At 66.2% G+C, this 14,923-nt stretch carries 8 protein-coding genes; 4 read left to right on the top strand and 4 right to left on the bottom strand.

What is annotated here, in order from left to right:
• Positions 1-188: 188 nt before the first annotated feature.
• Complete coding sequence (locus tag LRX75_RS19335; RefSeq protein ID WP_231816290.1) at positions 189-374, bottom strand: hypothetical protein; 186 nt, start codon at positions 372-374, stop codon at positions 189-191.
• Between the two features lie 63 nt (positions 375-437).
• On the bottom strand, positions 438-1,211 hold the full coding sequence (locus LRX75_RS19340; protein WP_231816383.1) for an endonuclease/exonuclease/phosphatase family protein: 774 nt from the start codon (positions 1,209-1,211) through the stop codon (positions 438-440).
• Between the two features lie 178 nt (positions 1,212-1,389).
• On the opposite strand from LRX75_RS19340, the gene LRX75_RS19345 reads away from it, so the two are divergent.
• A complete protein-coding gene (locus LRX75_RS19345) occupies positions 1,390-2,361 on the top strand; it encodes a lysylphosphatidylglycerol synthase domain-containing protein (protein ID WP_231816291.1) in 972 nt (323 codons plus the stop codon).
• 50 nt (positions 2,362-2,411) lie between these two features.
• Here LRX75_RS19345 and LRX75_RS19350 read toward each other — a convergent pair whose 3' ends face one another.
• Entirely contained in the window at positions 2,412-3,818 is a 1,407-nt protein-coding gene (locus tag LRX75_RS19350; RefSeq protein WP_231816292.1) for a phospholipase D-like domain-containing protein, read from the bottom strand.
• 192 nt (positions 3,819-4,010) lie between these two features.
• Positions 4,011-6,644 carry a malto-oligosyltrehalose synthase gene (gene treY / locus LRX75_RS19355; protein WP_231816293.1) on the bottom strand — a complete coding sequence of 878 codons (2,634 nt, stop codon included), beginning with the start codon at positions 6,642-6,644 and terminating at the stop codon, positions 4,011-4,013.
• A gap of 319 nt (positions 6,645-6,963) precedes the next feature.
• Here treY and ilvD point away from each other — a divergent pair, with 319 nt between their 5' ends.
• From ilvD to LRX75_RS19370, 3 genes are all read left to right on the top strand, one after another.
• Positions 6,964-8,802 carry a dihydroxy-acid dehydratase gene (ilvD, locus tag LRX75_RS19360; protein WP_231816294.1) on the top strand — a complete coding sequence of 613 codons (1,839 nt, stop codon included), beginning with the start codon at positions 6,964-6,966 and terminating at the stop codon, positions 8,800-8,802.
• A gap of 240 nt (positions 8,803-9,042) precedes the next feature.
• Positions 9,043-12,411, top strand: coding sequence for a transglutaminase family protein (locus LRX75_RS19365; RefSeq protein ID WP_231816295.1), 3,369 nt, complete (start codon positions 9,043-9,045; stop codon positions 12,409-12,411).
• A gap of 6 nt (positions 12,412-12,417) precedes the next feature.
• Complete coding sequence (locus LRX75_RS19370) at positions 12,418-14,874, top strand: circularly permuted type 2 ATP-grasp protein (RefSeq protein ID WP_231816296.1); 2,457 nt, start codon at positions 12,418-12,420, stop codon at positions 14,872-14,874.
• The last annotated feature ends 49 nt before the right edge of the window (positions 14,875-14,923 follow it).

Consider the following 14,923-nt stretch of genomic DNA (forward strand, 5'->3'; position numbering starts at 1 on the left):
TAGATGGTTATCGTCCATTATAACCTCCGGTCTTCGATCACTTCGTGATCCAAGCCCGGTGGTTTCTTTCATACCGCGTAGAACTCTTCCAATCCTCCGCCATAGGCGGAGGTTTTCTTTTGTTAAAAGAAAAAGGGCCTGCACATCGCTGTGCAAGGCCCTTTTCATTGGTCTCATTCACCCTGAGATCAGGCGATCCCGGCAGGATCGCCGATCGGCAACAGAGCCGGATCGTTCGGGTTCTTGGTATCGCCCGGCGCGATCACGGGTGGAACGGGCGACGAATCCTGCCCGCGATCGGGAATGCCCGGCGTCGAGGTCGGGCCCCGCGGCGTCTCGGTTCCGGGTGTCGGAAGTGGGTCACGATTTGGCATGATCTCATCCTTTCCTCTTAGGTCGAAAGAGAAACGGCCCGGAGTGACGTTGGTTCCGACGTTTCACACACCGCCGATCTTGAGACGGGCCAGAAGCGGCAGATGATCGGACGCGAGACGCGACAGCGGCGTGCGCACGGGGCCCGCCGCCACCGTCTCGATACCGTCCGAGACGAAGATATGGTCGAGCCGCAGGAGCGGAAATCGCGAGGGAAAGGTCGGGGCCATCCTTGCCGGCTGCCGGCCCATGCGTGCCGGCTCGTTTGCGGGTCGGACGGGCGGCAGCCGGCGCTTGAGAAGACCGTAGGCGACTGATGAGGGAATCGCGTTGAAATCTCCGGCCAGAACGACGGGCCGATCCCGGCAGGCCGCGTTGCCGATCCACGCATCGCCCAGAAGCGTTTCCGCCTGCTGCCGTCGCTCGCCACGGCGCAGGCCGAAATGCGTGTTGAAGATCTGCACGGCGCGACCGTCGATCATCACTTCCACCCAGAGCGCCCCGCGCGTCTCGCCGACGGACGGGAGAGGGCCGGCCTTGATCAGGCGCGACGGCAAGGCGGTCAGGATGGCATCGCCATACTTCTCCTCGTGCACATGCAGCGCCGGATGGAAATGCGACGTCATCGCGAGGAGATCGGCGATCCGCGCCGCCTGATCGATGCCGCCGGTGCGGGCACGGCCGACATCGACCTCCTGCAGCGCGACGACATCCGGTTGCGCCGCAGCGATGACCTCGGCAATCCGCTCCGGGTCCATCCGCCGGTCGGTGCCGATGCAGCTGTGGATGTTGTAGGACAGGATAGAGAGGACGCCGGCGGCCCGGGGCAGCGTGGCCATGGACGGGTCGAGCGAAGGCTGGATATGGTGTTCGGGCATGGCGAGGGAACCCGGAGGGGGGCCAGTTCGTTCCCTGCGACAATGCCGTCGCGCCTGCGTGCTGCATTGCGGTGTGGGAACGATCGTGACGGCCCACGCCCTGCGTCATCAGCCGGACCTTTGAGAGAGCGACCACAGAATGAGCCTTCGCCTTGTCTTCCGCGTGGTCGCCGTCGCGGCCGTTCTCTTCGCCCTCTATCTGCTGTTCCAGACCCTGCGGCAGTACACGCTCGACGAGATCCTGACCGCGATGCGGGCCATTCCCGTGTCGCACCTGCTCCTTGGTCTCGCCTTCGCCGCCGCCTCCTATGCGTGCCTCTCCTGCTTCGACGCGCTGGGCGTGCGCTACACGGGCAGGCGCCTGCCCTTCTACAAGACGGCGCTCGCCTCCTTCGTCAGTCTTTCCATCGGACACAATGTCGGTGTTGCCGCGCTCAGCAGCGGTGCTGTCCGATATCGCTATTATGCGCGCTGGGGCCTGACGGCGGAGGATGTGGCGAAGATCGTGCTGTTCTGCGGCGTCACCGTCGCACTGGGCCTCATGACCCTCGGCGGTGCCAGCCTGCTGCTGCGCCCGCAGGATGCCGCCGACATGACCGGGCTCAGCCGCGGCGCCGTCTTTGCCATCGGCATCGCGTCCTTGATCGCCCCCGTCATCTATCTCGTTTTGTCGGCCTTCGTGCGAAAGCCCCTGACGATCCGGAGCTGGAGCTTCGACCTGCCGAAGCTGCCGATCGCCACCGCCCAGATCGCGGTCGGCACGCTCAATTTCGCCTTCGTGGCGGCAAGCCTCCACCAGATGCTCTCGGCCTTTGCTGAGGCCGGCTACCTCAAGGTCGCCTCCGTCTCCATCATCGCCAATGTCGCCGCGATCATCAGCCACGTCCCCGGCGGCATCGGCGTGCTGGAGGCGACGGTCGCGCATATTCTGCCCGGCGCGGAATCGGTTGCCGCCGTGATCGCCTTCCGGGTAATCTACTACTTCATCCCGCTCGCCATCGGCCTGCCGACGCTGCTGGTCAGCGAGATCGTGATGAAGGACAAGACGGGCAAAGCTGCGGCAAGCACCGGCGAGGACACGCAGGCTCGGCATGCGGGCTCGCCGGCCTGAGGGACGATCTAAGAGAGAGAGAGAGATGCTCGCAAGCGCCGGCCGGCCTCTTAAGAGGCGCGGCCGAGAATGCGGCTGGCGATCGCGCCGGCGCGGCGGCGCAGCGTCTCGATCGGATGGATCGGCCCGGCGGGATCGACGATATCGGTGCCGGGCAGCGGATCTTCCTCGCCTTCCGCCAGATCGATATCGAAGTGGCGCAGGCCACGGCGGCCGGTGTTGAGCGACTCCACGCCGTCATGCAGCGAGTTCAGCCGCAGGATCGCGTCGCGGACCGCGTCCGGCGTCGAATCGAGATGCTCGGCGAGCATCCGGAAACGCACGTCGGCGATCGCGGCGCGCTGCTCGTCATCGACGGCCTCGATCGCCATATCGGCTTCCGTGTCCATGCCTTCGGACCGGTTGTTAAGGTTCGAGGAGCCGAGGCGCAGAAAGCGATCGTCGATGATGACCAGCTTTGAGTGCACCAGCACTTCCTGCTCCCCATCCTCGTCGTCGCAGGGCACGACGGCATACATCACGCGCAGGCGGTCATGCGGGTCGTTGCGTTTCAGCCGGCGGATCAGGCGGTCGCGGTTGGTGCCCATCATCACCTTTTCGATGAAACCATGCGAGATACGCGTGACGACGATCAGCACTTCGGGGCCATCGGGCCGCGACAGCCGCTCGATCAGGATATCGGCGATGCCGAAGGCGGCGAGATACTGCGCCTCGATATAGACGATCCGCTGCGCCGATTTCAGCGCATCCGTCAGCATGTGAATGGATTCGTGGATGCCCTCGTTGCCGATCGTCGCCGGCGTGGTGCGGGCGATCGCGACGGGGCAGCCGGTCAGGGCGGGAACGAGGCCTTCGGGCCAAGCGGTGGCAGCGCCTTCGACGGGCGCGATCGTCTCGTCCATGGCGGACAGCCACCGTTCGCGGCAGATATCGCCGAGCATGCGCGCCGCAGGGCCGGAAACGGCAGCCTGCATGTCGTGGACCGGCTCGTAGGCCTCGCCATCCGGCGTCACGCGCAGCGGATTGCCCGGCCGGTGGTCGCTGTCGTCCCAGCGGCGGGCAGTCAGGTCGATCCCGCCGATGAAGCCGGTGGTGTCGTCGATGCAGACGATTTTCTGATGATGCGAACCGCGCAGCGGATGATGCGTGTCGAAGTTCAGGTGGATGCGGGGATGGCTCGCCCAGCCCTTCTTGCGGAAGAGCTTCAGCGACTTGCCGGAATAAATCGGCCCCATCGCCCAGACGAGAATGTGGATCTCGAGCGCAGGCCGTGCCTCGACCAGCGAGAGGAGAAGGTTTCCGAGCGTCGGGCTCTCCGGATGTTCGGGCGTCAGGCGGATGTCGGGGCTGAAATCCCAGCCGATGATCCAGATGCGCCGGGAGGCTAGCCGCAACGCCTGATCCAGCGTCTGGAAATAGGCCTTTCCGTCGATCATGAAGGCGATCTTGTCCGCCATTTCCCGACGCCAGGCATTTTCGCCGATCCGGATGATGGGGGCCTCAAAGCCTAAAGAATCTTCGCCGTCACGCTCCTGGCCGACATGATACACGTGCACTTCCCCCGACCGTTGCGCCATGGCCAAACTCCGTGGCGCGACTTAACGCTGCGACGGTCGGAAAGTTCCATGCGGCCTGATCGATGGCGGCAACTATTCCGTGATCAGCAGGATATAGGGCGTCCCTGAGAGCTCGCGCAGCGCGAGCGTCTGGCCCACCGCCACGGATCCGCCTTGCAGGACATTGCGGTAGGAACGGCCGGCCAGATCCTCCGGCAGGGAAAGCTGCGCCGCATCGAAGGCATGCTCCAGATCGCCCGTCTCCAGAAGCGTCAGCACCTTGCAGGGCGCGACGACGATTGCGGCGGTTTCACCCAACCGGCGGGCATAGGCGACCACGCTGCCGGAACCCTGCCCGGACACGTCGAGGGCACGATAGTCGCCATCCTGGAACAGGGCCGGATGGGCACGCCGCGCCGCGATGAGGCGCGCGGTCAGACCGATCTTCGCCTGTCCGGAGGACCGTGCCGCCGCATCGAACGGAAATCCCTCGGCCTTTCCCAGAAGCGTCGTCATGGCCTCATAGTCCGGCATGCGGCGATTGTCGGGATCGACCAGACTGAAATCGGCGCGCTCCGATCCCTGATAGACATCCGGCACGCCCGGCGCCGTCATCTTCACCAGCGTCTGGGTCAGCCCGTTGACGAGGCCAGCCTCGGCGAAGGGTTGCACGGTCTTGAGAAAATCACCCAGGAACGCCTTGTTATCCGGCGAAAGAAGCCCGGCGGCAAAAGCCTGCACGGCGCCTTCATAGGTTTCGTCCACCTCGGACCAGTCGCTGCGCTCCTTTGCCTCGCGCAGCATCTTTTCCACATAAGCGGAGAAACGCTCCTTGAAGGCCTCAAGCGTCGCGGCGTCCGGTGTCGCGGATGTCCCTTCCCAGGCGCCGGCCAGCGCCTGATAGAGTGCCCATTCGACCGCAGGGTCCGGCGCCGGGCCGTCTGCGAGGGTCTGGATCAGACCCGCATTCATCGCGTGCCACCGGGCAACGGCCTTCGCCCAGACGTCGGGCGCCTCGCTGATGGCGTAGAGGCGCGCACGCGCGTCCTCGCCGCGTTTGGTGTCGTGGGTCGAGGTGGTGGTGATCGCGTGCGGCTGTTCGGCCGCCCGTCGCTGCATGGCGGCGTGGAAATGCGCGATCGACATCGCCTCTTCTGCCGGGTTGCCGCCCACTTCGTTGAGCGCGAGAAGGCGGTGGTAGCGATAGAAAGCCGTATCCTCCATGGCCTTCGCCATGATCGGGCCGGTCACCTGCTGGAACCGGCTGCGGAATTCGAAGGCATCGCCCTCGGTCGCACCCGATAGCGCCACGACGATCGCATCGAGCGCCTTGCGGCTTTCGCCGGACAGCATGCCTGCCGCCTCTTCCGCCGCACCGTCGAGAATCTTGCGGTCGTCCGCGCCAAGCGCATCGCGCGTGCCATAGGTCCTGTAGACCGGAAATGCCGTGATCAAGGCCTTCAGCGCCTGCTCCAGCGCCTTGGCATCGTATGTCTCACCCACGGACGCACCGGCCAGCGCCACGAGCCGCTTGATCTCGCCTTCGAAGTTGCGATCCAGCATCAGCTGCTTCGCCGCGGTCAAGATCGACGGATAATCCGTGTCGCCGGCAAACGCGGCATAGGCGTCATCGAGCGCCTTTGCCTGTGAGGAATCCGTAAACAGGTGTGCGAGCGCCGCGATGAACTCGTAGCCGGTCGTCCCCGCAATCGGCCAGCTCGCGGGAACGCGCTCGTCCTCCTCGATGATCTTCTCGACCACGAGATAAACGTCGGGACCGACCGCCGCGCGCAACGTCTTCAGATAGCCCTCGGGGTCGGCGAGACCGTCGACATGATCGATGCGCAGCCCGTCGACGGTGCCGTCCTTCACCAGTTCCAGAACGAGCCTGTGCGCCGCATCGAAGACGTCGGGCGCCTCGACGCGAAGACCCGCGAGCCCCGCAACCTCGAAGAAGCGGCGATAGCTGAGATCGCTCGCCGCCGTCTTCCAGTGCACGAGCCGGAAGGCCTGCGCCTCATGCGCAGCCTTCACACGCTCCACCGGCAGGCCGGCGAGGAAGGCGGAGAGCGCCCCCCGGTCCGTTTGCGAACTTCCCGTGATCAGCGTCTGCATCGTGTGGTGAAACGCCTCGTCTTCCTGCGCGGACGCTGACGCTGCAAGTGCGGCGATCTTTGCGCCGAGCGTACCCGGCGCGCCGTCCAGCACCGCGCCGTAGCTCGACGGATGCAGCGGAATGTTGCTTTCGTAATAGCCGAGCGCCAGATTGCCGGCAGCCTCATCCAGCCGGATCTCGATTTCCGCGTCGTCCAGCGCTTCGTCGAAACTCTTGCCCAGTTCGGCAATGGTCAGCGGGCGGGACCAGTCGATGTCGTAATAATGCGCATAGGGGCTCTGCTCTCCCCATTCGACGACGCTCCGCCACCAGCGGTTCTCGAGCGATGCGGCCATGTGGTTCGGCACGATATCGAGGATCAGGCCGAGATCGGCCGCCTTCAGTGCCGCCGACAGCCGGTCGAAGCCTTCGCGTCCGCCAAGCGCCGCGTCGAAGGCGTTGGGATCCGTGACGTCGTATCCGTGCGTCGATCCGTCCGTCGCGGCGAAGATCGGGGAGGCATAGAGATGGCTGATGCCGAGCGCCTTCCAGTGGTCGATCAGCGTGATGGCCTTGTCGAAGGTCATGCCGTTGCGGAACTGGAGCCGATAGGTGGCGATCGGAACTGTCATCGTGAAAGACCTGCCTTCTGGGAGGAGCGGACGAAGCGAAGCGGGAACCCGGTGCAACAGGGAGGACCGTCGCGCAGGCGCTGCATCAACAGGCAGGCCCGCCTGTTGGTTCCCGCCCGCCGTGCTGCATGAGCAAACTCTTTTGCAGTTGCGAAGAACCGGGGGGTGAAAAACCTGATCGCACCGTACCGGATTGCCGCATGAAGACCGTGACGCGAACGCGGTTTTGCGCTAGGAACCGCCGAAACTGTCGTCGGACGTCGCGCCCAAGCCAAAACCAGGCCCCGCCCGAGCCTCATAAACGCTTCGAGGAAACGCCATGCCAGCCTATCGCTCCAGAACCACCACCCACGGCCGCAACATGGCCGGCGCCCGCGGCCTGTGGCGCGCCACCGGTATGAAGGACGGCGACTTCGGCAAGCCCATCATCGCCGTGGTCAATTCCTTCACCCAGTTCGTGCCGGGCCACGTGCACCTGAAGGATCTCGGCCAGCTGGTCGCCCGCGAGATCGAGGCCTCCGGCGGCGTCGCCAAGGAGTTCAACACCATCGCGGTCGATGACGGCATCGCCATGGGCCACGACGGCATGCTCTACTCGCTGCCCTCGCGCGAGATCATCGCCGACTCGGTCGAGTACATGGTCAACGCGCATTGCGCCGACGCCATGGTCTGCATTTCCAACTGTGACAAGATCACCCCCGGCATGCTGATGGCGTCGCTGCGCCTCAACATCCCCACGATCTTCGTGTCCGGCGGCCCGATGGAGGCCGGCAAGGTTCTCCTGTCCGACGGCAAGATCCATGCGCTCGACCTCGTGGATGCCATGGTGGCTGCGGCCGACGACAAGATGTCGGATGCCGACGTGCAGACCATCGAGCGCTCGGCCTGCCCCACCTGCGGTTCCTGCTCCGGCATGTTCACGGCCAATTCCATGAACTGTCTGACGGAAGCCCTCGGCCTCTCCCTGCCCGGCAACGGCTCGACGCTTGCCACGCATTCGGATCGCGAAAAGCTGTTCCTCGAAGCCGGCCGCACGATCGTCGGCCTGACCAAGCGCTATTACGAAGGCGACGACGAAACCGCGCTGCCGCGGACGATCGCCTCCAAGGGCGCCTTCGAGAACGCCATGGCGCTCGACATCGCCATGGGCGGTTCGACCAACACCGTCCTGCACATTCTGGCCGCCGCCCACGAGGGCGAGATCGACTTCAACCTCGACGATATCGACCGTCTGTCGCGCAAGGTTCCCTGCCTCTCCAAGGTGGCGCCAGCCAAGGCCGACGTGCACATGGAAGACGTGCACCGCGCCGGCGGCATCATGGCGATCCTCGGCGAGCTCAACCGCGCCGGCCTCATCAATGCCGACCTGCCGACCGTGCATGCCAAGACGCTGGGCGACGCGCTGTCGCAGTGGGATATCGCCGTCACCGACAATCCGGCCGCTCTCGAACTCTTCTCCGCCGCGCCCGGCGGCGTGCCGACACAGGTTGCCTTCAGCCAGAGCGCCCGCTGGAAGGAGCTCGACTTCGACCGCGAAAAGGGCGTCATCCGCGATGCGCAGCATCCCTTCTCCAAGGATGGCGGCCTTGCCGTGCTCAAGGGCAATATCGCGCTCGACGGCTGCATCGTGAAGACGGCCGGCGTGGACGAGTCGATCCTGAAATTCTCCGGCCCCGCCCGCGTCTTCGAAAGCCAGGATGCCTCCGTCAAGGCGATCCTCTCCAACCAGATCGTGGCCGGCGACGTCGTCGTCATCCGCTACGAAGGCCCGAAGGGCGGACCAGGCATGCAGGAAATGCTCTACCCCACGAGCTACCTGAAATCGAAGGGCCTCGGCAAGGCCTGCGCGCTCATCACCGACGGCCGCTTCTCGGGTGGCACCTCCGGCCTCTCCATCGGCCACGTTTCGCCGGAAGCGGCGAACGGCGGCATGATCGGGCTGGTGCGCGAGGGCGATATGATCGACATCGACATTCCCAACCGCACGATCTCGCTGCGCGTGTCCGAGGACGAGCTGGCGCAACGCCGCGCGCAGCAGGACGCCAGCGGCTGGAAGCCGACAGAGCTGCGCAAGCGCAAGGTGACGACGGCCCTGAAGGCCTATGCCGCCTTCGCGACCTCTGCCGACAAGGGCGCCGTGCGCATCCTGCCCGACTAGGCAGAGACATCCGGGCCTGCTGCCACCGCGCGCAGGCCCGCTTGCCGCCCCGACCGCGCACCGGTCGGCGAAGGCCGGCGGATCCTTGCAAAAGTCCACCGCTCACCTCTGTCGGCATGGCATCCGGCCGGGCGTCGTCGCGTTACTTGCGATGGCAGGGCCGCAGCCGACCTGCCGATTTTTCAGCCTTGCTTTATTTCGTTGCATTGCACACAGTCCATCCGTCATCGAGGGGACCGCATGTCGATCAAAGCCAGTATCTACCATCTGACCCATTACACCTACGACCGCCCCGTCCGCCTCGGCCCGCAGGTGATCCGCCTGAAGCCGGCCGCACATTCCAAGACGAAGGTGCTGAGCCACGCGCTGAAAGTAACGCCTGCCAATCATTTCGTGACCCTGCAGCAGGACCCTTATGGCAGCTATCTCGCGCGCTACGTCTTCCCCGACCCGGTGACCGAGTTCAAGATCGAGGTCGATCTCGTCGCCGACATGACGGTCTACAATCCGTTCGACTTCTTCGTGGAAGAGAGCGCGGAGACCTGGCCGTTCGACTACCCCGAAGACATTCGCGAAGACCTTGCCATCTACAGCCAGCCCGAGCCCGCCGGCCCGGCCTTGCAGGCCTATCTCGACGGCCTCGACCGGACGCCGATGAACACCGTCGATTTCGTCGTCGGCATCAACATGCGGCTGCAGCAGGCCGTCAACTACGTCATCCGCATGGAGCCCGGCGTGCAGACGCCCGAGGAAACGCTGACGAAGGCGCTCGGCTCCTGTCGCGACTCCAGCTGGCTTCTCGTTCAGATCCTGCGCCATCTCGGCCTCGCCGCCCGCTTCGTCTCCGGCTATCTCATTCAGCTTGCACCCGACCTGAAAGCGCTCGATGGCCCCTCCGGCACCGAGGTCGACTTCACCGACCTGCACGCCTGGTGCGAGGTCTACCTGCCCGGCGCCGGCTGGGTCGGGCTCGATCCGACCTCGGGGCTCCTGACCGGCGAAAGCCATATTCCGCTCTCGGCCACGCCGCATTACCGCAACGCCGCGCCGATCTCGGGCGGCTTTGCCGGCGATCCCGACACGCGGACCGAATTCGCCTTCGAGATGCGGGTGGACCGCGTCGCCGAACATCCGCGCATCACCAAACCGTTCTCCGACGAAAGCTGGGACGCGCTGAACGCGCTCGGCCACGAGGTCGATGCCGCGCTGACCGCCAACGACGTCCGCCTGACCATGGGCGGCGAGCCGACCTTCGTGTCGATCGACGACTTCGAATCCGGCGAATGGAATACCGATGCCGTCGGCCCGACCAAGCGCGCCAAGGCCGACGACCTGATCCGCCGCCTGCGCGAGCGCTTCGCGCCTGGCGGCTTCCTCCATTACGGCCAGGGCAAGTGGTATCCCGGCGAAAGCCTTCCGCGCTGGACCTTCTCGCTCTACTGGCGCCGCGACGGCGTGCCGATCTGGCGCAATCCCGAGCTCGTCGCGCGCGAGGACGTGGACACCAAGGCGGGACCTGAAGAGGCCGAAAAGCTTCTGACGGGCATTGCCGTTGCCCTGGGCATCGAGCCCGACATGGTCCTGCCGGCCTATGAGGACCCGGCGGAATGGATCATCAAGGAAGGCAGCCTGCCCGAAAACGTGGATCCCTCGAATTCCAAGCTGAAGGATGCCGAGGAGCGCAGCCGCATCGCCCGCGTCTTCGAGCGCGGCCTGACGGTTCCCACCGGCTTCGTCCTGCCCGTGCAGGCCTGGAACGCACAGGCCGCCGGCGGACAGACGGGCGGGCGTAAATGGATGAGCGAGCGCTGGCGCACGCGCCGCGGCAAGATCTTCCTCGTGCCCGGCGACAGCCCCGTCGGCTACCGCATCCCGCTCGGCGCCCTGCCCTACATCCCGCCGTCGCAGTTTCCCTATATCCACGAGGCGGATCCCTCGATCCCCCGCGCGCCCCTGCCGGACTTCCCGGTCGGCCCGGGCCGTGCCGCCGGCGCCCAGAAGCCGGACCGGGCGATGGCGGAGGCCTCCTTCCAGGCGGCCGAAGCCCAGCAGGACCGCAACGAGCAGGTGCTTGCTGAGATCGGCGGCGCCGTGCGCACCGCCATGACGGTCGAGCCCCAGAACGGCCGCCTCTGCATCTTCATGCCGCCGGTCGAGCGGATCGAGGACTATCTCGACCTGATCGCAGCGGCCGAAACCGCGGCAAGCGACCTCGGCCTCGCCGTCCATATCGAAGGCTATGCGCCGCCGCACGACGAGCGCGTCAACGTCATGCGCGTCGCCCCGGACCCCGGCGTCATCGAGGTCAACGTGCATCCCGCAGCCAGCTGGCAGGAATGCGTCGACATCACCTCGGTCATCTACGAGGAGGCGCGCCAGTCGCGGCTCGGCGCCGACAAGTTCATGATCGACGGCCGCCACACGGGCACCGGCGGCGGCAACCATGTGGTGGTCGGCGGGCGCAACCCGAACGACAGCCCCTTCCTGCGCCGTCCCGACCTGCTGAAGAGCCTCGTGCTGCACTGGCAGCGCCATCCATCGCTCTCCTACCTCTTCTCCGGCATGTTCATCGGCCCGACCAGCCAGGCGCCGCGCATCGACGAGGCCCGCCACGACAGCCTCTACGAGCTCGAGACCGCCATGGCGCAGGTGCCGCTGCCCGGCCAGGGCGTCCCGCCCCTTCCGTGGCTCACCGACCGCCTGTTCCGCAACCTCCTGACCGACGTCACGGGCAACACGCACCGCTCTGAAATCTGCATCGACAAGCTGTTTTCCCCGGACGGCCCGACCGGCCGTCTCGGCCTCGTCGAATTCCGCGGCTTCGAAATGCCGCCGAACGCGCGCATGTCGCTCGCCCAGCAGCTTCTGGTGCGCGCCCTCATCGCCCGCTTCTGGCAGAATCCGGCCGATGGCAGGCTGGTGCGCTGGGGCACCACCCTGCACGACCGCTTCATGCTGCCGCACCATGTCTGGGCCGATTTTCTCGACGTGCTGGCCGACCTGCGCGCCAACGGCTTCGATTTCCGCCCGGAATGGTTCGAGGCACAGCTCGAATTCCGCTTCCCCTTCTGCGGCGAGGTCACCTATGAGGGCGCGAAGCTGGAACTTCGGCAGGCGCTGGAGCCCTGGAACGTCATGGGCGAACAGGGGGCGATCGGCGGCACCGTGCGCTATGTCGACAGCTCCGTGGAACGCCTGCAGGTCCGCTTCCAAACCGCCAATCCCGGCCGCTACACGGTCGCCTGCAACGGCCGCCCCGTGCCGCTGACACCGACGGGCGTCAACGGCGTGTCGGTCGCCGGCGTGCGCTACAAGGCCTGGCAGCCTGCGGCCGGCCTGCATCCGGTCCTGCCGGTCAACACGCCGCTGACCTTCGACATCTACGACACCTGGTCGCGCCGCTCGATCGGCGGCTGCATCTACCATGTCGCCCATCCCGGTGGGCGCAACTACGATACGTTCCCGGTCAACGGCAACGAGGCGGAGGCACGCCGGCTGGCGCGGTTCGAGCCCTGGGGCCACACGGCCGGCGGCTATGCGCTGACGCCGGAAACCCCGTCGCCGGAGTTCCCCTTCACCCTCGACCTGCGTCGGCCGGCGGGATTGTAGGACGACATGACACAGAAGCCGACGGCGGAGGCCATCAAGGGCGGGACCACCAAGGGGGGAGCGGCCGGAGCGGCCGCTGCCGAGGCCCCCAGGCGGGCGCGCGACCCGGTGGCGGACTATCGCGCCCTGCCCGGCATCGCCGACGAAATGGTGGATGCGCAGGGCAAGGTGCGTCCCGTCTGGCAGCACCTCGTCTCGGCCATCGGCCGCATGGACGAGGCCGAGCTTGCCAACCGCTTTGCCCGGGCCGACCGCTATCTGCGCGATGCCGGCGTCTTCTATCGCGCCTACGGCACCAAGGAGAATTCCGAGCGCAGCTGGCCGCTGTCGCACATTCCGGTGCTGATCGCCGAGCGCGAATGGGAAGAGCTGTCGCTCGGACTCATCCAGCGCGCCGAGCTTCTCGAACGGATCGCCGCCGACATCTACGGGCCGAACACGCTCGTCAACGAAGGCTTCCTGCCGCCGGCCCTGGTCGCGGGCAATACCGAGTTCCTGCGGCCCATGGTCGGCGTGCCGCCGGCCGACGGCAACTTCCTGCATTTCGTGTCCTTCGAGATCGGCCGTGGTCCGGACGGCAACTGGTGGGTGCTTGCCGACCGCACCGAGGCCCCCTCCGGCGCCGGCTTCGCACTCGAAAACCGCGTGGCGACCACGCGCGCCTTCTCCGACATCTATGCCGAGACCCATGTTCACCGTCTTGCCCGCTTCTTCGTCGCCTTCCGCGATGCCCTGCAGATGCGCAAGCGCTCGCCGGACGATCGCATCGCCGTGCTGACGCCGGGTCTCGCCAACGAGACCTATTTCGAACACGCCTATATCGCCCGCTATCTCGGCTTCATGCTGCTGGAGGGCGAGGATCTGACGGTGGTGGACGGACGCGTGATGGTGCGCACCGTCGCCGGCCTGAAGCCGATCGGCATTCTCTGGCGCCGCCTCGATTCCTCCTTCGCCGATCCGCTGGAGCTCAACCAGCGCTCTCATATCGGCACCCCCGGCCTGCTGGCCGCGCTGCGCTCCGGCACCGTGTCCATCGTCAACGCGCTCGGCTCCGGCATTCTGGAAACGCGCGCCTTCCTGGCCTTCATGCCGACCATCTGTCACCATCTGCTCGGCGAGGACCTGCTGCTGCCGAGCATCGCCACCTGGTGGTGCGGGCAGAAGCCCGAGCGCGAGCAGGTGGCCCGCAACATCGAGAAGATGGTTATCGGCCCCGCCTATTCGACGCGCCCCTTCTTCGACGACAACGGCCGGTCGGTGCTCGGCTCGTCCATGCGCGAGAATGCCAAGCTGTCGATCCGCGACTGGCTGGCCAATGACGGGCAGAAGCTGGTCGGCCAGGAGGTCGTCACGCTCTCCACCACGCCTGCCTGGGTGGATGGCAAGCTGACGCCGCGGCCGATGAGCCTGCGCGTCTATCTCGCCCGCACGCGCAACGGCTGGCAGGTCATGCCCGGCGGCTTTGCCCGGATCTCGAGCGGGGCGGACGCCGCCGCCATCGCCATGCAGGCCGGCGGCTCCGCGGCCGACGTGTGGATCGTCAGCGATCGCCCGGTCGAGCGGACGACGCTCCTCACCTCCGACGAAACCTTCATCCGCACCATGCCCGGCAGCCTGCCGAGCCGGGCGGCCGACAACCTCTTCTGGCTCGGCCGCTATATCGAGCGCTCGGAAGGCGCCCTGCGCATCCTGCGCGCCTGGCACGGGCGGTTCGCCGAAAATGCCAACAGCGAAATGCCACTGCTGAAGGACATCTCGGCGTACCTGAAGGTGCTCGACATCGACAGTGCGCAGCCGGTGCCCGACAGCCTCGTCGCCAATATCGACAGCGCACTTTATTCGGCGAGCAATATCCGCGACCGCTTCTCGGCCGATGGCTGGCTGGCGCTCAACGACCTGTCGAAGACGGTGCGCAAGTTCCGCGCGACGGTGGAGGCCGGCGACGACGCGACGCATGCCATGACCATCCTGTTGCGCAAGCTCGCGGGCTTTGCCGGTCTCGTGCACGAAAACATGTACCGCTTCACCGGCTGGCGCTTCCTGTCGATCGGCCGTTATCTGGAGCGCGGCATGCACATGACCCGCCTGCTCGGTCATATGTCCGGCGGGGACGCGCCGGACGGGGCGCTCGACATGCTGCTGGAGATCGGCGACAGCGTCATGACCCACCGCCGCCGCTACAACGTCAACACCGCGCCTCTGACGGTTACCGACCTCTTGGCGCTCGACCCGCTCAACCCGCGCTCCATCCTCTACCAGCTGAACGAAATCCGCGCCGAAGTCGAGCAGCTGCCGAACGCCTTTCAGAACGGCCAGATGTCGCCTTTCTATCGCGAGGCGCTGCGGCTGCATTCGGGTCTCGCGGTAATGACGCCCGAGGGCATGACGAGCGAGGTCTACGAGCACCTCGAGAAGGAGATGGAGCGCTTCTCCGATATCCTCGCCCAGACCTATCTGAGCTGACGCGGCGCGGGCCGTACGGCCGTCTCGTCGTTTTGGGACGCGGCCGCTT

Origin of the sequence: Rhizobium quercicola (assembly GCF_021168455.1) — a bacterium.
Lineage (GTDB): Bacteria > Pseudomonadota > Alphaproteobacteria > Rhizobiales > Rhizobiaceae > Ferranicluibacter > Ferranicluibacter quercicola.